Origin of the sequence: Pseudomonas bubulae (assembly GCF_037023725.1) — a bacterium.
Taxonomy (GTDB): domain Bacteria; phylum Pseudomonadota; class Gammaproteobacteria; order Pseudomonadales; family Pseudomonadaceae; genus Aquipseudomonas; species Aquipseudomonas bubulae.
Genome location: NZ_CP146077.1, coordinates 4,231,925 through 4,250,682, shown reverse-complemented (window position 1 = coordinate 4,250,682; position 18,758 = coordinate 4,231,925). Strand labels below are relative to the sequence as shown.

The 18,758-nt window shown below is 58.7% G+C and carries 19 protein-coding genes; 9 read left to right on the top strand and 10 right to left on the bottom strand.

Annotation, left to right across the window (positions count from 1 at the left end):
* Positions 1–58: 58 nt before the first annotated feature.
* The gene (locus V6L81_RS19545; protein ID WP_095001701.1) at positions 59–1,459 is read right to left on the bottom strand and encodes a lytic transglycosylase domain-containing protein; all 1,401 of its coding nucleotides are present in this window, start codon (positions 1,457–1,459) and stop codon (positions 59–61) included.
* Positions 1,460–1,556: 97 nt separating this feature from the next.
* Positions 1,557–2,336, bottom strand: a complete 780-nt coding sequence (gloB, locus tag V6L81_RS19540; protein WP_095019317.1) for a hydroxyacylglutathione hydrolase — start codon at positions 2,334–2,336, stop codon at positions 1,557–1,559.
* A 109-nt stretch (positions 2,337–2,445) separates the two neighbouring features.
* Here gloB and V6L81_RS19535 point away from each other — a divergent pair, with 109 nt between their 5' ends.
* The 4 genes from V6L81_RS19535 (at position 2,446) to V6L81_RS19520 (ending at position 5,137) form a co-directional block, all read left to right on the top strand.
* Positions 2,446–3,204, top strand: a complete 759-nt coding sequence (locus V6L81_RS19535) for a class I SAM-dependent methyltransferase (RefSeq protein ID WP_095001699.1) — start codon at positions 2,446–2,448, stop codon at positions 3,202–3,204.
* A gap of 86 nt (positions 3,205–3,290) precedes the next feature.
* The gene (gene rnhA, locus V6L81_RS19530; RefSeq protein ID WP_095001698.1) at positions 3,291–3,743 is read left to right on the top strand and encodes a ribonuclease HI; all 453 of its coding nucleotides are present in this window, start codon (positions 3,291–3,293) and stop codon (positions 3,741–3,743) included.
* Positions 3,736–4,494 carry a DNA polymerase III subunit epsilon gene (gene dnaQ / locus V6L81_RS19525; RefSeq protein WP_095001697.1) on the top strand — a complete coding sequence of 253 codons (759 nt, stop codon included), beginning with the start codon at positions 3,736–3,738 and terminating at the stop codon, positions 4,492–4,494. The genes rnhA and dnaQ overlap by 8 nt, the downstream gene beginning before the upstream one ends.
* A 67-nt stretch (positions 4,495–4,561) precedes the next feature.
* A complete protein-coding gene (locus V6L81_RS19520) occupies positions 4,562–5,137 on the top strand; it encodes a GNAT family N-acetyltransferase (protein ID WP_095019315.1) in 576 nt (191 codons plus the stop codon).
* Positions 5,138–5,190: 53 nt separating this feature from the next.
* Here V6L81_RS19520 and V6L81_RS19515 read toward each other — a convergent pair whose 3' ends face one another.
* A complete protein-coding gene (locus tag V6L81_RS19515) occupies positions 5,191–6,102 on the bottom strand; it encodes a LysR substrate-binding domain-containing protein (protein WP_095001695.1) in 912 nt (303 codons plus the stop codon).
* 171 nt (positions 6,103–6,273) lie between these two features.
* Complete coding sequence (locus tag V6L81_RS19510) at positions 6,274–6,495, bottom strand: hypothetical protein (protein ID WP_095001694.1); 222 nt, start codon at positions 6,493–6,495, stop codon at positions 6,274–6,276.
* Between the two features lie 196 nt (positions 6,496–6,691).
* Between V6L81_RS19510 and V6L81_RS19505 the strand changes: the two genes are divergently transcribed.
* On the top strand, positions 6,692–7,240 hold the full coding sequence (locus V6L81_RS19505; RefSeq protein ID WP_095001693.1) for an NADPH-dependent FMN reductase: 549 nt from the start codon (positions 6,692–6,694) through the stop codon (positions 7,238–7,240).
* Between the two features lie 63 nt (positions 7,241–7,303).
* Here the strand turns inward: V6L81_RS19505 and phnX are convergent, their stop codons facing one another.
* Positions 7,304–8,131 carry a phosphonoacetaldehyde hydrolase gene (phnX, locus tag V6L81_RS19500; RefSeq protein WP_095025490.1) on the bottom strand — a complete coding sequence of 276 codons (828 nt, stop codon included), beginning with the start codon at positions 8,129–8,131 and terminating at the stop codon, positions 7,304–7,306.
* Between the two features lie 72 nt (positions 8,132–8,203).
* Complete coding sequence (locus V6L81_RS19495) at positions 8,204–9,313, bottom strand: 2-aminoethylphosphonate--pyruvate transaminase (protein ID WP_095001691.1); 1,110 nt, start codon at positions 9,311–9,313, stop codon at positions 8,204–8,206.
* A 113-nt stretch (positions 9,314–9,426) separates the two neighbouring features.
* On the opposite strand from V6L81_RS19495, the gene V6L81_RS19490 reads away from it, so the two are divergent.
* Positions 9,427–10,284 carry a LysR substrate-binding domain-containing protein gene (locus V6L81_RS19490; protein WP_095001690.1) on the top strand — a complete coding sequence of 286 codons (858 nt, stop codon included), beginning with the start codon at positions 9,427–9,429 and terminating at the stop codon, positions 10,282–10,284.
* A gap of 44 nt (positions 10,285–10,328) precedes the next feature.
* Here the strand turns inward: V6L81_RS19490 and V6L81_RS19485 are convergent, their stop codons facing one another.
* Positions 10,329–11,198 (bottom strand): LysR substrate-binding domain-containing protein, encoded by an 870-nt coding sequence (locus V6L81_RS19485; protein WP_095001689.1) that lies wholly within the window; start codon positions 11,196–11,198, stop codon positions 10,329–10,331.
* A gap of 291 nt (positions 11,199–11,489) precedes the next feature.
* On the opposite strand from V6L81_RS19485, the gene V6L81_RS19480 reads away from it, so the two are divergent.
* The 3 genes from V6L81_RS19480 (at position 11,490) to V6L81_RS19470 (ending at position 15,034) form a co-directional block, all read left to right on the top strand.
* Positions 11,490–12,815, top strand: a complete 1,326-nt coding sequence (locus V6L81_RS19480) for an MFS transporter (RefSeq protein WP_095025489.1) — start codon at positions 11,490–11,492, stop codon at positions 12,813–12,815.
* A 15-nt stretch (positions 12,816–12,830) separates the two neighbouring features.
* Positions 12,831–14,222, top strand: a complete 1,392-nt coding sequence (locus V6L81_RS19475; protein WP_338660274.1) for an FAD-dependent oxidoreductase — start codon at positions 12,831–12,833, stop codon at positions 14,220–14,222.
* 107 nt (positions 14,223–14,329) lie between these two features.
* Positions 14,330–15,034 (top strand): YebC/PmpR family DNA-binding transcriptional regulator, encoded by a 705-nt coding sequence (locus V6L81_RS19470; RefSeq protein ID WP_016782338.1) that lies wholly within the window; start codon positions 14,330–14,332, stop codon positions 15,032–15,034.
* Positions 15,035–15,090: 56 nt separating this feature from the next.
* On the opposite strand, the gene V6L81_RS19465 is transcribed toward V6L81_RS19470, so the two are convergent.
* The 3 genes from V6L81_RS19465 to V6L81_RS19455 form a co-directional block, all read right to left on the bottom strand.
* On the bottom strand, positions 15,091–16,401 hold the full coding sequence (locus tag V6L81_RS19465; RefSeq protein ID WP_138738448.1) for a protein kinase: 1,311 nt from the start codon (positions 16,399–16,401) through the stop codon (positions 15,091–15,093).
* A gap of 173 nt (positions 16,402–16,574) precedes the next feature.
* A complete protein-coding gene (locus V6L81_RS19460) occupies positions 16,575–17,726 on the bottom strand; it encodes a M14-type cytosolic carboxypeptidase (RefSeq protein ID WP_095001685.1) in 1,152 nt (383 codons plus the stop codon).
* Between the two features lie 538 nt (positions 17,727–18,264).
* A complete protein-coding gene (locus V6L81_RS19455) occupies positions 18,265–18,732 on the bottom strand; it encodes an Lrp/AsnC family transcriptional regulator (RefSeq protein ID WP_095001684.1) in 468 nt (155 codons plus the stop codon).
* Positions 18,733–18,758: the final 26 nt, after the last annotated feature.

Genomic DNA, 18,758 nt, shown 5'->3' with positions numbered 1-18,758 from the left:
GCTGCGGCCTACTTTTGTGTAGGAATCAGCTTGCCCGCGGGGGATGTCAGCGCTGTGCTTATCGGGGTTTGGAAACGGTCAGCATTTGCCCCGGCTTGAGGGCTTTTGCGCTGTTTGGATTCCAGCGCTTGAGATGCTGCATTTCAACGTTGAAACGCTTGGCCACCATATACAGCGAGTCGCCTTTCTGGACCTTGTATTGGGTCGGCTTTTTGCCCGAGGGCTTGCGTGTGTCCTGCATCACCAGGACCTGGCCGGCCTTGAGGTTGTTGCCGCTGAGCTTGTTCCAGTGTTGCAAGTCTTTGACATTGACCTTGTTGGCCTTGGCAATCAGGGTCAGGTTGTCGCCGCTCTTGACCCGGTACTTGCGGTTCAGGCGAGCTGGGGATGTGCTTGCAACCTTGTCAAATACCGGCTTGTTGGGGCGCAGACTGACCAGTTGGTCGGAGCTGAGATTGGACAGGCTGGCAGTCAACAGCTGGGCTTTGGCCGTAGGTACCAGCAGATGCTGGGGGCCATCGGTGGTGGCGCGCTGTTTGTAGGCCGGATTGAGCTGGAACATTTCGTCTTCGTCGATTTCGGCCAGGGCTGCCACGCGGGACAGGTCCATGGACTGTTTGATCTCGACCATTTCGAAGTAGGGTTCGTTGGCGATCGGGTTCAGGTTGATGCCGTAGGCTTCAGGGGCCAGAACCACTTGTGACAGGGCCAGCAGTTTTGGCACGTAGTCTTTGGTTTCCTGCGGCAGTGGCAGGTTCCAGTAGTCGGTCGGCAGGCCGAGCTTTTCGTTGCGCTCGATGGCCCGGCTGACGGTACCTTCGCCAGCGTTGTAGGCCGCCAGGGCCAGCAGCCAGTCGCCGTTGAACATGTCATGCAGACGGTTCAGGTAGTTCAGGGCTGCCAGCGTCGAGGCGGTAATGTCACGGCGACCATCGTAGGCACGGGTTTGACGCAGGTTGAAGTAGCGGCCTGTCGACGGAATGAACTGCCAGAGCCCGACCGCATTTGCGTGGGAATACGCCATTGGGTTGTAGGCGCTTTCAATGGCTGGCAGCAGGGCCAGTTCCAGCGGCATATTGCGTTCTTCGAGGCGCTCTACAATGTAGTGGATATAAAGGCTGCCGCGCTCGCCCGCATTCTCGAGAAACGACGGGTTGCTCGCAAACCACAGGCGCTGTTGTTCAATTCGGGGGTTGACGTTCTGGCCGTCCTGCAACTTGAAACCCTGGCGCATGCGCTCCCACACATCTTGAGGGGGGAGGGGGCTGGGCTTCTGGCTGAGCCAGAGTGGATCCTGGGGAATGCGTTTGGCGATTTTAAGGCTGGCCCGCTCCGTGGTCTGCGCCGAATGATCCATGGACTGGCAGCCCGCGAGCGTGGCGCAGACAGCCACCGCAATGGCTTTGACCATGCGCGTCAATGCGTCTGAATTGATGGAGTTACCTTTAAATGACGACATTGTTTTGAAAAAAGTCAGGAAAAAATGTCGGGGGATTCTAGAAAGCAGGGGGGGCGCGGTCAACTGTTGAGAATTTTTGTTCTGACCGCGGCCGGTTTTAGAACCTGTCTTTCCAGCTGCGCAGGCTGGCAAAGACCGCACTGGGCGAGTCGTTGTCGCGGGAGTTCCACTCGTCAGCTTTTTCTTTAACAGATGTTTCGTGGACTCGCAGAAAGGGATTTGTGCGTAGTTCCAGTGCCATAGATGATGGCAAGCTGATACGACCTTCAGCCCGCCACTGCGTGACTTGCGCTACACGCGCGGCAATATCCGGGTTGTTCGGTTCCACGGCCTGGGCGAAGCGCAGGTTGCTCAAGGTGTATTCGTGGGTGCAGTACACGCCGGTGTGGGCGGGCAGCGCGGCCAGGCGAGTCAGGGAGTGATGCATCTGTTCCGGGGTGCCCTCGAACAGTCGGCCGCAACCCGCGGCGAACAGGGTGTCGCCACAGAACAGCAGGGGCGCTGTCGGGTCTTGGTGATAGTAGGCGATATGCCCAAGCGTATGGCCGGGTACCAGCAGGATCTGGAACTCCAGGCCCAGTACCTCGATGCGGTCGCCGTCGTTGAGTGCCACTTGTCGGGCCGGTATGGTCTCAAGCGCCGGCCCCCAGACCTTCGCGTTAGTGTGTGCGTGAAGTTGCGCGACACCGCCTACATGATCGAAATGGTGATGGGTGATCAGAATGTCGCTGAGGACCCAGTCCGGGTGCCTGGCCAGCCACTCCAGAACAGGCGCGGCATCACCCGGGTCGACCACGGCGCAGCGCTTTTGGGTAGTGTCCTGTAACAACCAGATGTAGTTGTCGTTGAAGGCGGGCAGGGCGTCGATCTGTAACATGGTGCAATTCCCAAGTGTGAAACAATGGCGCATCTTAGGGGCTGTTGACGTTTTATTGCGAGTCGCGTCGTCAGGGCTTGCGACAGATAAAGGGCGAGTTGGAGGAGCAATGACCGATAAAGCATTGGCTCAGGCTGATCCTGAGTGGCTGGCACTGATCAGTTCGGCGCGTGAGTGGCTGTCTGGCCCCCATGGGCAGTTGTTGCTCGAAGATGAGCAACGGGTGCTTGAGGACGAGCTGGGACGCTTTTTCGGCGGCTATCTGGTGCATTACGGCCCTGCTGCCGACACCCCGCCCAAGGCCCCGCAGGTTCAGCGCAACGTACGCCTGGGCGCGCCATTACCGGGTGTTGAAATCATCTGCGAAGAACAGGCCTGGCCATTGTGCGAGCACGCTGCCGACGTGGTGGTGCTGCAGCACGGGCTGGATTTCTGTCTGTCGCCCCACGGTCTGTTGCGCGAAGCGGCCAGCAGCGTACGCCCTGGCGGGCACCTGCTGATTGTCGGGATCAACCCCTGGAGCAGCTGGGGCTTGCGCCATGTCTTCGCCAAGGATGCCCTGCGCAAGGCACGCTGTATCTCACCTTCACGGGTCGCCGACTGGCTGAACCTGCTGGGCTTTGCGCTGGAGAAACGCCGCTTCGGGTGCTATCGTCCGCCGCTTGCTTCCAAAGTGTGGCAAAGCCGCTTGTCCGGCTGGGAACGCAAGGCCGGTAGCTGGCAATTGGCAGGTGGCGGCTTCTATGTATTGGTTGCTCGCAAAATGGTGGTGGGCTTGCGCCCTGTCAACCCGATGCGCCGGGAACCGATGGGCAAGCTGATTCCCTTGCAGATGGCCAAGGTCAATCGGCGCCACACAGACTCCTAAATTTATGTTGGGCCGGGTTTGCCCGGCTCAGGTGCTGGCCATTGCTGATGGTCAGGCCATAAGCAGCCTTACCTGGATAGTTTGCAATGATTGATAGCGTTGAAATGTTCACCGATGGTGCCTGCAAGGGCAATCCTGGCCCGGGTGGCTGGGGTGCCTTGCTGATCTGCCAGGGTGTCGAGAAAGAGCTCTGGGGTGGCGAGGCCAATACCACCAACAACCGCATGGAACTGATGGCCGCCATTCGCGGGCTTGAAGAGCTCAAGCGTCCGTGTGAGGTGCTGCTGGTGACTGACTCGCAGTATGTGATGAAAGGCATCACCGAGTGGATGGTCAACTGGAAAAAACGCGGCTGGAAAACCGCCTCCAAGGAGCCGGTAAAAAATGCCGACCTGTGGAAGCTGCTCGATGAGCAGGTCAGTCGTCACACCGTGAAATGGCAGTGGGTACGCGGTCACATCGGCCATCCCGGCAACGAGCGCGCCGACCAGTTGGCCAATCGTGGGGTCGATCAGGTACGGGGAATCAAGCATGCGTAGTGTTGTACTCGATACCGAAACCACCGGTATGCCGGTCACCGACGGCCACCGGGTGATCGAGATCGGTTGCGTCGAGTTGATGGGGCGCCGTTTGACCGGTCGCCATTTTCACGTGTATCTGCAACCCGACCGTGAAAGTGACGAAGGCGCCATTGGCGTCCACGGCATTACCAATGAATTCCTGGTGGGCAAGCCGCGTTTTGCTGAAGTCGCCGATGAGTTTTTCGAATTCATCAAGGGCGCACAGCTGATTATTCATAACGCTGCGTTTGACGTGGGCTTCCTCAACAACGAGTTTGCCCTGATCGGCCAGACCGATCGCGCCGACCTGACTCAGCACTGCACCATCCTCGATACCCTGGCCATGGCACGGGCCCGTCACCCGGGCCAGCGCAACAGCCTCGATGCGCTGTGCAAACGCTATGGTGTCGACAACTCGGGCCGTGAGCTGCACGGCGCCTTGCTCGACTCCGAGATCCTGGCCGACGTTTACCTGACCATGACCGGTGGCCAGACCAGCCTGTCGTTGGCCGGGAATGCTTCTGACGGTAATGGCTCGGGTGAGGGGTCGGGCAATCAGGCCAGCGAAATTCGCCGCCTGTCGGCGGACCGTCAACCGGGCCGGATTATTCGTGCAAGTGAAAGCGACTTGACCGAGCATGCGGCTCGACTTGAAGCCATTGCCAAATCGGCTGGCGGCCCGTCGTTGTGGGCGCAACTCCTCGACGCGAAAGGGCAGACGCTGCAGTAACCTGGCGCCTACCTGACTGCCGCTGCCGCTTATTGTCAGCGTCGACGACAGGAAAGAAGGATTTTTCATGCATCTGGTTATCAACCCCCAAGACCCTCAAGTCTCGGTACGCCTGGCCGACGAGGGTTTTGCGCCCTATGTCTGGTGCAACGATTTCAGCTTTGAAGTTCGTGCCTATGCCCGTGCCGACCGGTATAAAAAGGTCGAGCACTGGCCGCTGGAGCTGATTACGCCCTATCGCAAGTGCTACGGCATCGACCCGGATGAGTTCGCCAGCTACCGCGGTGGCAAGGGCAGCGACATCTTTATGGCGTACCTGGACAACCAGCCCGTGGGGCATGTGGTGGTAAGCACCCACTGGAACGGCTTTGCCCATGTCGATGAACTGGCCGTTATCGCGGGCGCCCGTCGCCACGGTGTGGCCAGGTCATTGCTGGAAGTGGTGAGGTTCTGGAGCCATAAAAAAAACCTGCCGGGGATCATGCTCGAGACCCAGAACAACAACCTGGGCGCCTGCCGGTTGTATGAGCGTTGCGGTTATCAGGTAGGGGGCATCGATGATTTGCGCTATCGCGGTATTGACCCGCAGACCCGTGAAGTGGCTATTTTCTGGTATTTGATATTTGAGCGCAGGGATCTGTAGCAGTTGTCGGGCTCTGCGAGGCTGCGTTCGGCGGCTGCTACAGGGATCGTGTTTTAAAGCACCACCAAGCCCTGATCCGCCAGCAATGCCTCGGCCTTTTGCCGCACAATCTCCAGCAAGGCATCCAGTGCCAGCCCGTGCCGGGTGCCTTTGCGTGTAAGCGCATAGAGCGTCACCGGGATCGCCGGTGAGATCGGGCACACATCCAGCCCGCTTGCCCTGGCACCCACTGCCGTGAACGGGTCGACCAGCGCCAGTCCTTCTCCCGCTTCGACCATGCTGCGCATCATCTGGTAACTCTGCACCTGAATCTGCACCACCGGTGCCGGACGCAAGGCTTGCAGCTTGCTGTCGAGCAGGCGGCTCAACGGGTCGTGCTGATGCAGGCCGATCATTGCCTGTCCCGCCAGCTCTTGCAGTGCGATGTATTTGTGCTTGGGTGACAACCAGCCATGAGGCGCCAGAAACTGCACCTTGCCTTGAACCAGTGGCTGAGATTCGATCCCGGATTGCTCCGATTGCTGCAGGCTCAAGCCCAGATCGCATTCGTCCATTAACAGACGGCGCACAATTTCGGCGCAAGGCTGGCTGCTCAAGGTTGTCGGGGTATCGGGAAAGCGCCGTCTGAGAGCGCCTATGCAATGAGGCAGCAGCGGTTGGGCCAGGGTTTCGCTGCAGGCTATGCGCAAGGCCGGTTCCTGATGCTGGCGCAGCTCGTTGCCCAGCTGGCGCAGAGGCTCAAGTGCCTGGTACAGCTGATTGATAAGGGGTTGCAGCACAAGGGTGTCGCGGGTGGCTTGCAGCCTCCCGCGAATACTGGCAAACAGCATAAAGCCCAATTGCTGTTCGGCTTCCTGCAGCGTTGCGTTGAGGGTGGCCGTGGGCAATTGCAGCAATTCGGCAGCATGGCCGAGGTTGCCGGTTTGCAAGATGGCTTGAATCACTTCGATGTGGCGTAGACGCATACTGGTGTCCTGTCTCGCAAATACTGATCCTTTTTGACGGCGTCTGTTGTCGTCAAAAAGGATCGTAATCATGAGGCCGGACACCAGTGCCCGGCAGATGAGGTTTCAGCGTTGCGAAGCCTGATCCGTCTCTCATCCTTTGACTTCAACCTGTACGCCCTGAGTGGCAGGTCAGGCTGCGACGACGGGCGACGGGTCGCGAACCAGGATGACACCCGACTGCACCAGCTCGAAGTTGTTGTCATCGTTCTTTTTGACACGATCGCCAATGGCCAGTTTGTAGGTCATTACGGGTTGATCGCCGGTTGCTTGTGAATCTTCAAACTCATGCACGGAATAGACGCGACCTTCCGCATCTCTTGCATGAAATTGTCCAACGAGAACTGCCGCCATTTGTAGAGAACCTCTGGAGATAAACACCCAATTTGCGGTTCTGTAGACCGTTGTTCAGCAGGGGAAGTTTAACCATGTGAAAAAAATAGTCCCCCTACTTTACAGGCTTGCAGGCCGATAGGGTGAACTGGGGTGCAAGAAAGCCGTCCGATCATCTATAACTACTCTTCCTACAGCTACTGACTCGGGGTTTTCCATGAGCAAGGTCTACAGCGTTGCAGTGTTGGTTGGCAGTTTGAGGAAGGATTCCCTCAATCGAAAAGTGGCTCAGGCTCTGGCAGAGTTGGCTCCGCCAAGCCTGAAACTGTTTATTGTCGAAATCGGTGAGCTGGCGCTTTACAACGAAGACATTGATGGTGCGTCGCCACCTGCGCCATACACGGTTTTTCGCGATCAGATCCGCCCGGCCGATGCCATCCTGTTTGTGACCCCCGAGTACAACCGCTCGGTGCCAGGCGTGTTGAAAAACGCCATTGATGTCGGTTCGCGACCCTATGGGCAGAGTGTGTTCAGTGGCAAGCCGGGCGCGGTGATCAGCGTTTCGCCTGGGGCCATTGGTGGCTTTGGGGCTAACCATCACTTGCGCCAGTCGCTGGTGTTTCTCGATGTGCCGTGCATGCAGCAGCCTGAGGCCTATCTGGGAGGAGCCGGTGATGCGTTTGATGCATCCGGTAAACTGTCGGATAAAACCCGACCGTTTTTGCAGAAATTTATCGATCAGTTTGCCGGGTGGGTAGAGCGCTAGGACTACAGCAGTCGCAAGCCGCAAGTCAGAAACTTGCAGCTTGCAGCTATCAACCTGTAGCTATCAGCTGCTCTGCGGCATCTCGCCCTTGGCCAGGCGCTGGTTGATATCGCTAATCACTGCGGGCAGGTCGCTGATGGTGTCGATTAGATAGTGGGGGCGAGAGCCGGCGAACAGGGCGTGAATGCGGTTGCGTTCGCTGTCCAGGGTTGCCGGGGCCAGTGCCTTGTATTGTTCCCAGGTCAGGCCCAGGGCGTTGCCCGAGCACACCAGCGCCACGGTCCACATGCCGGCGCGGCGACCTTCAAGAATGCCCGGTACGGTGTCGTCGATCTTGACGCAGGCACCCACATCATCAATGCCCAGCGCGATCACGTTGGCCAGTGCCTGGGCCGGCCAGGGGCGACCGTTAGGGACTTCATCGGTGGCCACGACGTGGTCGGCCACATAGCCATTGGTGGCGGCCAGTTCAACCACTTTGGCCATGACCTGCGCGGGGTAGCCCGAGCAGGAACCGATCTTGATACCTTGCTCACGCAGTTGGGCAATGGTGTCCAGTGCGCCGGGAATCAGGGCCGAATGCTCGGCGATCTTTTCGATCTGCAGCGGCATAAAGCGCTCATAAATCGCGGTGACGTCATCGTCGGTCGGTGCACGGCCAAACACTTTTTTATAGCGCTCGGTTATCTGCGGCTGATCACACAGGGTACGAATGTGGTCCCACTTGCCCATGCCCATCGGCCCGCGAGCTTCTTCGATGGACACCTGCACGTCAAACTCGGCAAAGGCTTCGACAAAAATCTGGGTTGGGGCGAACGAGCCGAAATCGACCACGGTGCCGGCCCAGTCGAGGATGGCGGCTTGCAGCTTGCTCGGGTTGGTGTAGCTCATGTCTGTTAATCCTGTAAGAGCGGGCTGTGCCGCACGAAGTAAATAGGGTTGTTCTAGCCTGTTCCTGCACCATCAAATATCGAAGACTTCCATTTCCTGCAGCACCTGGCCTATGGCGTCTACGGCTGCCTGCATCTCGGCCTGATTGACGTGGCCGATGCAGCCCACACGAAAAGTCTCAACCTGGGTCAATTTGCCCGGATACAGGATGAAACCCTTGGCCTTGACCCGCTCGTAGAACTCCTTGAACTGATAGCGGGGGTCTTTTGGCGCATGGAAGGTGACGATAATCGGCGCCTGGATAGCTTCGGGCAGAAAACTGCTAATGCCCAGTTTGGCCATGCCGTCGAGCAGGGCCTGGCAGTTGTTGGCGTAACGCTGATGGCGGGCAGGCAAGCCGCCTTCTTCGTTGTATTGCAGCAGTGCCTCGTGCAGGGCGGCTACCACATGGGTCGGCGGGGTAAAGCGCCATTGTCCGGTTTTGCTCATGTAAACGTGCTGATCGTGCAGGTCCATTGCCAGTGAATGGCTGTTACCGGCGGCATTGCCCAGGGCTTCTTTGCGGGCGAATACAAAGCCCATGCCGGGCACACCTTCGAGGCATTTGCCGGAGGCAGCGATCAATGCATCAAAAGGGACTTGCCGGGCATCGATCGGCAGGGCACCGAAGGAACTCATGGCATCGATGATCAGGCGTTTGCCGTGCTGAGCGATCACTGCGGCAATGTCGGGCAGCGGGTTAAGGATGCCGGTGCTGGTTTCGCAGTGGATCAACGCCACGTGGGTGATGCTCGGGTCTGCATGCAGCAGGCGGTCGACGTCTGCCGCCGTGGTGGGCTCGTCTTCAGCGGTTTCAAAGGTGCTGTAGCGACGGTCCAGCACTTCGCAGATTTTCGCCAGGCGTTTGCCGTACGCACCGTTGATCAGCACCAGTACATTGCCATCCCGTGGTACCAGGGTGCCGATGGCGGCTTCGACGGCAAAGGTGCCGCTGCCTTGCAGGGGCACGCAGTGATGGCTGTCGGCGCCGTTGATAATGGCCAGCAGTTGCTGGCACAGGCTGGCAGTCAGCTGGTTGAAGCTGTCATCCCATGAGCCCCAGTCAACCATCATCGCCTGGCGGGTACGCGCCGAGGTGGTCAGTGGGCCAGGGGTCAGCAGGATCGGCGCGGCAGTACTCATTCTGAATTCCTCACAAGCATGGGATGGCTACTTGGTACAGGACATAAATTGCAGTTTGTGTTGATATCAATCAAATTGTTTGTTGTTATGCCTGCCATCAGTGAGGCTTATAAATGAATTTATTCCAGCTCCGTGCGTTTGATGCCGTGGCCCGCGAGGGCAGTTTTACCCGGGCTGCGGCCCGGCTGTTTATCAGCCAGCCGGCGGTGACCGGGCATATCAAGGCGCTTGAGGAGCACTACCAGATCACCTTGCTGCGGCGTACGGCGCGGCGGGTGGAGTTGACTGAAGAAGGCACCAAGCTGGCGGCCATCACCCGGGCCATGTTCGGTTTGGTGGATGAAGCGCAGGTCATGCTGGAGGCCAACCGCCAGTTGCTCACCGGGCGACTTGAGGTGGCGGCCGATGGTCCGCATCTGGTGATGCCGATGCTGGCAAGCCTGCGCGCACGTTATCCGGGGGTTACCGTGAATTTGCGCCTGGGCAACGCTCAGGAAACCCTGGCGGCGTTGCTGTCGGAGCATGCCGATGTGGCGGTGCTGACCGAAGTGGAGCCGCGCAAGGGCCTGGCCTTGCGTGCGCTGAACGAGTCGCGGATTTGTGCGCTGGTTCCCGCCAACCACCCGTGGCTGGCCTTGCCTGATGGCATCGCGATCGGGCAACTGGATCAGGTGATCATGGTGCTGCGTGAACCAACCTCGATTACCCGTCGCACTTTCGACAATGCCTGTGAGCAGGCTGGAGTCAATCCACGGGTATTACTGGAACTGGACAGCCGGGAGGCGGTGACCGAAGCCGTCGCTGCGCAGTTGGGTGTGGGCATTGTGTCGTCGGTGGAAGTCAGTCATGACCCCCGCGTGCGTGCGGTACCGATCAACGGCGCGGGGCTGGTCAATCTGCATATGCTCGGCTGCATGGAACGGCGGGCCGAGTTGCGGTTGATCAAGGCGTTTATGGAGCTGGCGGTGTGATTTGTGCGGGAATAACACGCGTAGCAGCTGCTACGAATGGTGTGTTACAGGTCTGCCCGCACAATCTCCAGAAACGTTGCCACTACCCGCCGTGAGCTCTGCTCCTGCAGGCACACCAGGGTTTCGGTCAGGCGCCTTTTGCAGTCGATGATGGGCAGGGCGCACACCCGGGAGTCCGAGCCAAACTCCGCCGCCGATACCACCCCCACGCCAATCCCGACCACCACTGCTTCACGCGCAGCTTCACGACCCTCTACCTGGATCGCGGCGCGGATGCGCAGGCCGGCCTGGCTCATTTCTTCTTCCAGGGTTTGCCGGGTTACCGAACCGACTTCGCGCAATACCAGCGGTGTGTCATCCAGGTCGGCCAGGCAGATCGAACGGCGGCTTGCCCAAGGGTGCGTGCGTGCTACAAACGCCACCATCGGGTCGCTGCGCAAGGGCACGCTCAGCAGCCGGTCATCATTCACATCGCGCCCCAGCAGGGCCAGGTCTGCCTGGTAGTTGAACAGCCGCGCCAGACATTCGTCGGTGTTGCCTGTTTCGATTTTTACCGTGATCCCGGGGTAGCGCTGGCAAAAGCGGGCGATTTGCGGCAACACATGAACAGGGGCGTCCACGGCCAGGATCAGGCTCCCGGTTTGCAGGGCCTGGGAGTCCTGCAGTAACTCCTGGGCCTCGGCCTGTACCCCGAACAGGCGCTGGGTGATGCTCAGCAACCGCTCACCCAGGTCGGTAAGGCGCACCGAGCGCTTGTTGCGGTGGAACAGCAACACCCCGAAGCGTTCTTCAAGTTTTCTGACCTGATCGGAGATGGCCGGCTGGCTTAAAAACAGACGTTCGGCAGCCCGTGTGAAACTGCCGTGAACGGCGACGGCATGAAAGGCCTTCAACTGCGCATGGGAAACTGACATTGAAAAACCTCTTACAAGCTGAGCTTATGAGTGAAATACGATAAATCGATTTTACCTATTAGTCAGTAATTGCTTTGATCGACCTCAGCCCGGCGTTATGTCCTCGATAACGGTGGGTCGCGACACACTGATGTGCAGCCCCTAACTCCAACAAAAAAAGGGCCGTTCAGGGTGTGTCTGTCAAATACGGCTCTTGTCTGAAGGGCGGTATTGAAGTGCTCAACACAATAAAAAAACAGGCGTTCTCTTCTGATTCTGCCGGCACATTCCACCTCTGAGGTCAGACCCGACATGAACAACTCCTTTGCCACCATCAAGCGCTGGCGCGTGCAGATTTTTGCCATCACCTGGCTGGCCTACGCGGCCTTTTACTTCACTCGCAAAGCCTTTTCCGTGGCCAAACTGGGGATTGCTGATGACCCCGGCTTCCATCTGGACAAGATGGCAATGGCCAACCTCGATGCCATCTACCTGGCAGCCTACGCCGTAGGGCAATTTACCTGGGGCATTCTCGCCGATCGCTTCGGCCCGCGGGTTGTGGTGCTGGGCGGCTTGATCATCTCTGCACTGGCGGCGTTGGTGATGGGCACTTACGCCACCTTGCCGATCTTTGCCACCTGCATGCTGATCCAGGGTCTGGCGCAATCCACCGGCTGGTCGGGGCTGTGCAAAAACATCGGCAGCTTTTTCCCGGCGCAGCAACGTGGTCGGGTGCTGGGACTGTGGAGTTCGTGCTACGCCTTTGGCGGGCTGGTGGCCTCACCCTTTGCCGGGTGGTGGGCGTATACGCTGATCGGCAGCTGGCATGCGGCGTTTATTTCCAGCGCGGCGGTGGTGGCGCTGGTGGCGGTGCTGTTCTTTATCTTCCAGCGCAATACGCCGCAAGATGTTGGCCTGCCCGCTGTCGAGCCAGAGCCCGACATGAGTGCTGAGGAAATCGCTGCCGAAAAACGCATCAGCATCTGGGCGCCGCTGCGCGAGATCATGCGCAATCGCACGGTGCTGACCCTGGGTCTGGCGTACTTCATGCTCAAGCCGGCACGCTACGCGATTCTGCTGTGGGGGCCGGTGATTGTGTTCGAGCAAATGCCGCAAGTGGGCAAGGTCGGCGCCGCGATTATTCCTACGGCCTTTGAGTTGGCGGGTTTGCTGGGGCCGATCATGATCGGCCTGGCCTCCGACAAGCTGTTCGGTGCCCGGCGCATGCCCGCCTGCATTTTGAGCCTGTTGGCGCTGACCGTTTCCCTGGCGTTTTTCATGGGTGCACTGCATTCCGGCAGCGTGGTGCTGGTGGTGGCCTTGCTGTTTGTCATGGGCCTGACTCTGTATGGGCCTGACTCCATGATCAGCGGCGCTGCAGCCATTGATTTCGGCACCGCCAAGGCCGGAGCCACGGCGGCGGGGTTCGTCAATGGCTGCGGCTCGGTCGGGGCGATTCTGGGCGGCCTGCTGCCCGGTTATTTCGACACGGTCACGGTGTTTATCGTATTTGCCTGCTGCGCGCTGTTTTCCTCGCTGGTGCTGATTCCGCACTGGAACAGCCGACCTGCGGGGCTCAAAGCCGCGTGCCCGTTTGTGCCCAATCATCCATTGCTGATCAAGCCTTTACGCACCTGAGCAGGAGAATGACCCATGCGACCTTTTTGGCTGGAACAGGCACTGGCCCTGGAAAATGAAGCACCCTGCGAGGCGCTGGCGGGTGAAACCCGTGCCCAGGTGTGCATTGTGGGGGGCGGTTATACCGGGTTATGGACGGCGATCATGCTCAAGGAGCAAAGCCCTGAACTGGATGTAGTGCTGATTGAAGCCGATATATGCGGCGCAGGTGCCAGCGGGCGCAACGGTGGCTGTGCGCTGTCATGGTCGGCCAAGTACTTCACCCTTGAGCGGTTGTTCGGGGTGGAGGAGGCCGTGCGGCTGGTCAAAGCCTCGGAACAGAGCATTTACGCAATCGGTGCATTTTGTGAGCGCTATGGTGTGGAGGCTGATTACCGCCTCGATGGCACGTTATACACCGCGACCAATCAGGCCCAGATCGGATCGACGGATGGCGTGATTGCTGCGCTGGAGCGCCAGGCCATCAACTCGTTCAGCAAGCTGGCGGTTGATGACGTGCAGCGCCGGGCCGGTTCTGCCCAGCATCTGGAGGGCTGGTTTTCTCCCGCTGCTGCCAGCGTACAGCCTGGCAAACTGGTGCGTGGTTTGCGTCGGGTGGCCTTGCAGTTGGGGGTTAAAATCCACGAAAACACGCCAATGACCGGGCTGGAAGAGGGCGCGCCGGCGCTGATCCGCACGCCTGGCGGAAGCATTCGTGCTGACCGCGTGGTGCTCGCGATGAATGCCTGGATGGCCCGGGCATTCCCGCAGTTCGAGGGCAGTGTGGCGATTGTCTCCAGCGATATGCTGATCACGGAACCGCGCCCGGACCTGCTGCAGGACATCGGCCTGACCAGTGGTGTCACCGTGCTCGATTCGAGAATATTCGTGCACTACTACCACAACACCCCGGACGGACGAATCATGTTGGGCAAGGGTGGCAATACCTTTGCCTACGGTGGGCGCATGCTGCCTGTGTTCGATCAGCCGTCGCCCTACGCCGGGCTGCTGGGCAAAAGCCTGGAGCAGTTCTTTCCGGCGTTTGCCGGGGTTGGGATCGAGGCGACATGGAATGGTCCTTCAGACCGCTCTGTCACCGGTTTGCCGTTTTTTGGTCAGATGAGCAGCCACGGCAATGTGTTTTATGGCTTTGGTTATTCAGGCAGCGGGGTGGGGCCTTGCCATATGGGCGGGCAGATTCTCACCTCGCTGGTGTTGGGGCTGGCCAACGACTGGACCCGCTCGCCGCTGGTCAACGGACCGTTGGGGTTTTTCCCGCCCGAACCCATTCGTTACCTGGGGTCGCTGATGGTGCGCAACGCCATTCGGCGCAAGGAACGGGCCGAAGATCATGGTCGCCGGCCTCGGCATCTGGATGTGCGCCTGGCCAGATTTGCCGCGGCGGCGGGCAAGGCTGACAAGGGTTAAGCAGGTATCAATTGGATTTTTTGGTCGATTGCCGACTTCTTGCCGTATAAACTTGCGCCCATTCGACGGCCGACAGGCTGCGACACACCAGATTGAGAGAGTGAGTAATGGGCGCACAGTGGAAGGTTAAACATAAAGCGGACGCCGCCAACAGCCGCGGCAAGATTTTTGGCAAGCTGGCCAAGGAATTGACGGTTGCTGCGCGCAACGGCGCCGACCCGGACATGAACTCGCACTTGCGTCTGGTCTATGAGCAGGCCAAAAAAGCCTCGATGCCGGCTGACACCATCAAGCGCGCGATCAACAAGGGCGCCGGTATCGGCACCGAGGCCGTGCAATACCACCGCGTTACCTACGAGGGTTTCGCTCCCCACCAGGTGCCGCTGATCATTGAGTGCCTGACGGACAACATCAACCGTACCGTCGCTGAAATCCGCGTGGCTTTCCGCAAGGGCCAACTGGGCGCTTCGGGTTCGGTGGCGTGGGACTTCAATCATGTCGGCATGATCGAGGCCAAGCCTGATACCCCGGACGCAGACCCTGAAATGGCCGCGATTGAAGCCGGTGCCCAGGATTTCGAAGAAGGCGAAGAAGAAGGCACGACCTTGTTCATCACCGAGCCGACTGACCTCGACGCTGTACAGAAAGCATTGCCCGAGCAAGGTTTTACCGTGGTTTCAGCCAAGCTGGGCTACCAGCCGAAGAACCCGGTAAGCGGTTTGACGGACGAGCAAATGGCCGAAGTACAAGAGTTTCTGGCCAAGCTGGAAGAGCAGGACGACGTGCAGGACATGTTTGTAGCGTTGGCGTAAGCCATCGAGCCTATCCCGTAGCAGCTGCCGAGGAACGAAGGCAGCTGCTACAGGACTTACTCTAATGCCCGTATAACCTCGGCAAATCCCGGCCGTGCCAGTACCTCTGGCTGAATACAGCGCTGTTGCAACCCTTGCAGCTCAATGCGCTGTTGATCGCTCAAGCCCGAGTCGATCCGCTCCAGCAATTCGCCCAGTAAAATCCCGAACGCTCGCACTTCGATGCGTTGCAGCGCCCGGCTTTGCGGGCTGTCGTCCAGGGCATGGAAGCACGCGGCACCGAAATCGCCCAGCAGGCAGTCACCCCGGGCATTGAATAAAATATTGTGCGCGTACAAGTCGCCATGGCAGATGCCCTGCGCGTGCAGGTGGCCGGCCGCCGAGGCAATACCGCGGGCAATGCGCAAGGCGCTGTCGCGGGTGAAACGGGTGCTGTCGGCATACACGTCGCGGCTACAGGTGTCGAAGCTGGGCAGGGCCGCGAGATTGATAAAGGACGGGTCGATCAGTTCCATCACCAATGCGGCCTGATCGTCGGGATGACCCGTGACGCGGCCCAGTACCTTGATCAGGTTTGGATGCTGGCCTGCCGCGATGCAGGCATTCATTTCATTGAGCGGCGAGCCATCACTGGTGATGCTGCCCTTGTACAGTTTGACCGCCACCGGTTGCAGGGATTGCCCCGGTGCGCGCCACTGAGCCTGATAAATGATCCCGGAGGCGCCTTCGCCCAGCTTTTGCTCAAGCTCGAGCTGCGACCAGTCAATATTTGGCGTGGTGTCGGGCTGGTGCCGGGTGCTGGCATCTTCACGCAGCGGGTTGCCCGCATACGCCAGCCAGCTCAGGCCCGGCAAGGCCAGCAGGGTGTCGGGCAGTTCGCTGAACTGGTTGGCAGCCAGGCGGATCAGCTCCAGGCGTTCGCACTTGGCCAGACTGGCGGGCAGTTGCTGCAAGCGGTTACCTGCCAGCATCAGCTTTTGCAGCAGTGGCCGCTGGCCCAGCTCTTCGGGCAGTTGCTCGATGCAATTGTCGGTCAGGATCAGCCAGCGCAGTAAAGGAGGCAGTGCCGCACCGGGTACGTTGGCGATCCGGTTGGCCTTGAAACCAATCATGCTCAATTGCGCACACTGCCCAAGACAAACCGGCAGCTCGGTGAATTGATTGTCCGAGCAAAACAGGATGCGTAACCGGGTCAGGCGATGCAGGTCAGCGGGCAGGCTGCTCAGGGCGTTGCCGCTGAGGTTGAGGATTTCCAGGGTGTCGGCCAACTGGAATATCTCGGCCGGAAACTCGGTCAGCCCGCACGACAGATCAAGACGTTTGAGGCCCGCCAGTTGGCCAGCGCGCAGTTTAGCGAGGGTATCCATATGCAGGGTCGGGACTCGTAAGCAGGACAAAAAGTGTCGCGCATGATAGCGATTTATCGGCTTGGGGCCGAGGATTTGTCGGCGGGTTATGAGCGCAAAACGTGATGCACCTGGGCTCTGGCCAGTCAGCGGTAAAGGGCCCTTGGTCGGGCCCGGTACTGCTTATGCAGCTTTTAACGCAGCTCTCTGACCATCGTCGAAAGGGTGGTCAGCACGTCCTTGGCCAATTGCTTAGAACGCTTGCCATCCCAGCCGGTCTGCGGGTCCGGCGCATCGTTGTTGTCCTTGAACGGCATCTCCAGGGTCAGCGACAGGCAGTCGAAGCGTTGGCCAACGCTGTTGCAGGCCAGGGTCATATTGGCTTGCCCGGGTTCGTCGCGGGTGTAGCCGTGGGTGGTCTGGAAATCTTTGGTCAGGGCGCTGAGGTGCGTGCGAAAGCGTTCTTCCAGAGTTGCCAGGCGCTGGGTGTAGCCCGGGTTACCTTCGCAGCCTGCGGTAAACACGTAGGGGATTTCTTCGTCGCCGTGGATATCCAGGAAGAGATCGACGCCGTACTGGCTCATCTGCTCCAGGGCAAAAAACACTTCGGGGCTGACCTGCGGGCTGGTGTTTTGCCAGGCGCGGTTCAGGTCCTGACCGTTGGCATTGGTCCGCAGGTGCCCGTGGAAGGCGCCATCAGGGTTCATGTTGGGAATCAGGTAAAGATCGGCGTAGTCCAGCAGCTTGCGCATTTGCGGGTCGCTGCCTTGCTCCAGACGCTCCAACAGGCCTTCCATAAACCATTCGGCCATATGTTCGCCGGGATGTTGCTGGGCGATGATCCAGATCTTGCGCTTGTGGCTGGCGCCGCTACCTTTGCGCAACAACTGGATGTCGCGACCTTCAACGCTCTTGCCGGTGGCCAGCAGCTCGCAACCTGACCACTGCAGGGCATTTTTGATCAACTGATCATGACGTGCGCGGCTGTAGGGTTCGAAGTAGGCAAACCAGGCCTGAGGTTGCTCGGCTGCAAAATGAATATTCAGGGATGTGCCGTCGAAATCGCTCGGTACCCTGAACCAGTTTTCTTGATCGTAAGACGCCACTGCCTGGTAGCCATCCCACGCTTTATTGTAGGAAGACTGGCTGGCGTTGCTCAATTGGAAATGGTGGGTGTGACCGGGTGTCAGGCCATCGACCTTGAAATGGAACCACTGAAAATGCGGGCTCTTGGTGTCCGGCTTGATGGCAAGTTTTACCTGCAACGGGTTGCTGGTATCCAGCACCTGGATATTGCCGCTGTCGAAGTCGCTGCTGATATGAAGTGAAGAGGGCGCCACGGTCATCGTCCAAATCCCGAAATCTGATAATTGTGGACGTTACTGTACCGTGCTATGGCGATAGGCCAATACAGAATTTTAGGCGGGAGGAAGAAGGAAATAGCGAAGGGGGGCGTCATCCTTGACGCATCGCAATTGTAGGGTTTTTGCGATTGATTCTCAAGTGCTAGATTGCCATTACGGCTATAGTCCTAGACTTCAGGCTTCCGTTTCTCGATGTTCTTTTGCTATCATCACCCTATCGTGACGGCCACCCAAGAAAATGGCTGCACACCAGACTTCATTAGCCTGAAGCACGCAGAGCCAGATAACTGGCCGCAAAAAAAAGACCCGGCCAGAAGCCGGGTCAAATAACCGTGATTAGCCTGATGAGGAGGTAATTCAAAAGACCGACCTAAGGTCCCTTGAATTATCGACTGATCTCGCGACCAGCTGCATGCAATAATAATAATCATTATCATTTGCAAATCAAGCTATTTCCCGCGCTTTTCCGAAATTAATTTTTCGCTCCCCGGCCCAATGCTCTATCCAGCGGCCTGCAGACCTAATCGAGTAACAGTTCCGTGGTGCGTTTGACCTCACTCATGGCGATATTGGAGTGGGCTTCCTGTACGTGTGGTTTCTGTAGCAAGTGATCGCGCAAAAAACGTTCGTAGCTGTCGATATCGTGGGTGACCACCTTGAGCAGGTAGTCCATGTCCCCGGCCATGGTGTAGCACTCGATCACTTCGGGGTAATCGGTAATCGCCTCTTCAAACTCGGTCAGATGGCGACGGCCGTGGCCCGACAGCCGCACATTGACGAACACCACTACATTGAGGCCGAGTTTTTTCGGGTTGAGCAGGGCGACCTTGCGCTCGATCAGCCCTTCCTCTTGCAGACGGTGGATACGCCGCCAGCAGGGTGACTGTGACAATTCCACGCGTTCCGCCACCTCGGCGGCAGACAGGTCGGCATTGTGCTGAAGCAGGCGAAGGATCTTGCGGTCGATGGCGCTTAACTTTATCTGCATGAATTGATCTGTTTTCTTATTGTTTT

What these genes read in the sequence shown, in the direction of transcription:
- V6L81_RS19545 (WP_095001701.1), bottom strand. Translation starts at nt 1,459, where the DNA reads ATGTCGTCATTTAAAGGTAACTCCATCAATTCAGACGCATTGACGCGC.
- gloB (WP_095019317.1), bottom strand. Translation starts at nt 2,336, where the DNA reads ATGTTACAGATCGACGCCCTGCCCGCCTTCAACGACAACTACATCTGG.
- V6L81_RS19535 (WP_095001699.1), top strand. Translation starts at nt 2,446, where the DNA reads ATGACCGATAAAGCATTGGCTCAGGCTGATCCTGAGTGGCTGGCACTG.
- rnhA (WP_095001698.1), top strand. Translation starts at nt 3,291, where the DNA reads ATGATTGATAGCGTTGAAATGTTCACCGATGGTGCCTGCAAGGGCAAT.
- dnaQ (WP_095001697.1), top strand. Translation starts at nt 3,736, where the DNA reads ATGCGTAGTGTTGTACTCGATACCGAAACCACCGGTATGCCGGTCACC.
- V6L81_RS19520 (WP_095019315.1), top strand. Translation starts at nt 4,562, where the DNA reads ATGCATCTGGTTATCAACCCCCAAGACCCTCAAGTCTCGGTACGCCTG.
- V6L81_RS19515 (WP_095001695.1), bottom strand. Translation starts at nt 6,102, where the DNA reads ATGCGTCTACGCCACATCGAAGTGATTCAAGCCATCTTGCAAACCGGC.
- V6L81_RS19510 (WP_095001694.1), bottom strand. Translation starts at nt 6,495, where the DNA reads ATGGCGGCAGTTCTCGTTGGACAATTTCATGCAAGAGATGCGGAAGGT.
- V6L81_RS19505 (WP_095001693.1), top strand. Translation starts at nt 6,692, where the DNA reads ATGAGCAAGGTCTACAGCGTTGCAGTGTTGGTTGGCAGTTTGAGGAAG.
- phnX (WP_095025490.1), bottom strand. Translation starts at nt 8,131, where the DNA reads ATGAGCTACACCAACCCGAGCAAGCTGCAAGCCGCCATCCTCGACTGG.
- V6L81_RS19495 (WP_095001691.1), bottom strand. Translation starts at nt 9,313, where the DNA reads ATGAGTACTGCCGCGCCGATCCTGCTGACCCCTGGCCCACTGACCACC.
- V6L81_RS19490 (WP_095001690.1), top strand. Translation starts at nt 9,427, where the DNA reads ATGAATTTATTCCAGCTCCGTGCGTTTGATGCCGTGGCCCGCGAGGGC.
- V6L81_RS19485 (WP_095001689.1), bottom strand. Translation starts at nt 11,198, where the DNA reads ATGTCAGTTTCCCATGCGCAGTTGAAGGCCTTTCATGCCGTCGCCGTT.
- V6L81_RS19480 (WP_095025489.1), top strand. Translation starts at nt 11,490, where the DNA reads ATGAACAACTCCTTTGCCACCATCAAGCGCTGGCGCGTGCAGATTTTT.
- V6L81_RS19475 (WP_338660274.1), top strand. Translation starts at nt 12,831, where the DNA reads ATGCGACCTTTTTGGCTGGAACAGGCACTGGCCCTGGAAAATGAAGCA.
- V6L81_RS19470 (WP_016782338.1), top strand. Translation starts at nt 14,330, where the DNA reads ATGGGCGCACAGTGGAAGGTTAAACATAAAGCGGACGCCGCCAACAGC.
- V6L81_RS19465 (WP_138738448.1), bottom strand. Translation starts at nt 16,401, where the DNA reads ATGGATACCCTCGCTAAACTGCGCGCTGGCCAACTGGCGGGCCTCAAA.
- V6L81_RS19460 (WP_095001685.1), bottom strand. Translation starts at nt 17,726, where the DNA reads ATGACCGTGGCGCCCTCTTCACTTCATATCAGCAGCGACTTCGACAGC.
- V6L81_RS19455 (WP_095001684.1), bottom strand. Translation starts at nt 18,732, where the DNA reads ATGCAGATAAAGTTAAGCGCCATCGACCGCAAGATCCTTCGCCTGCTT.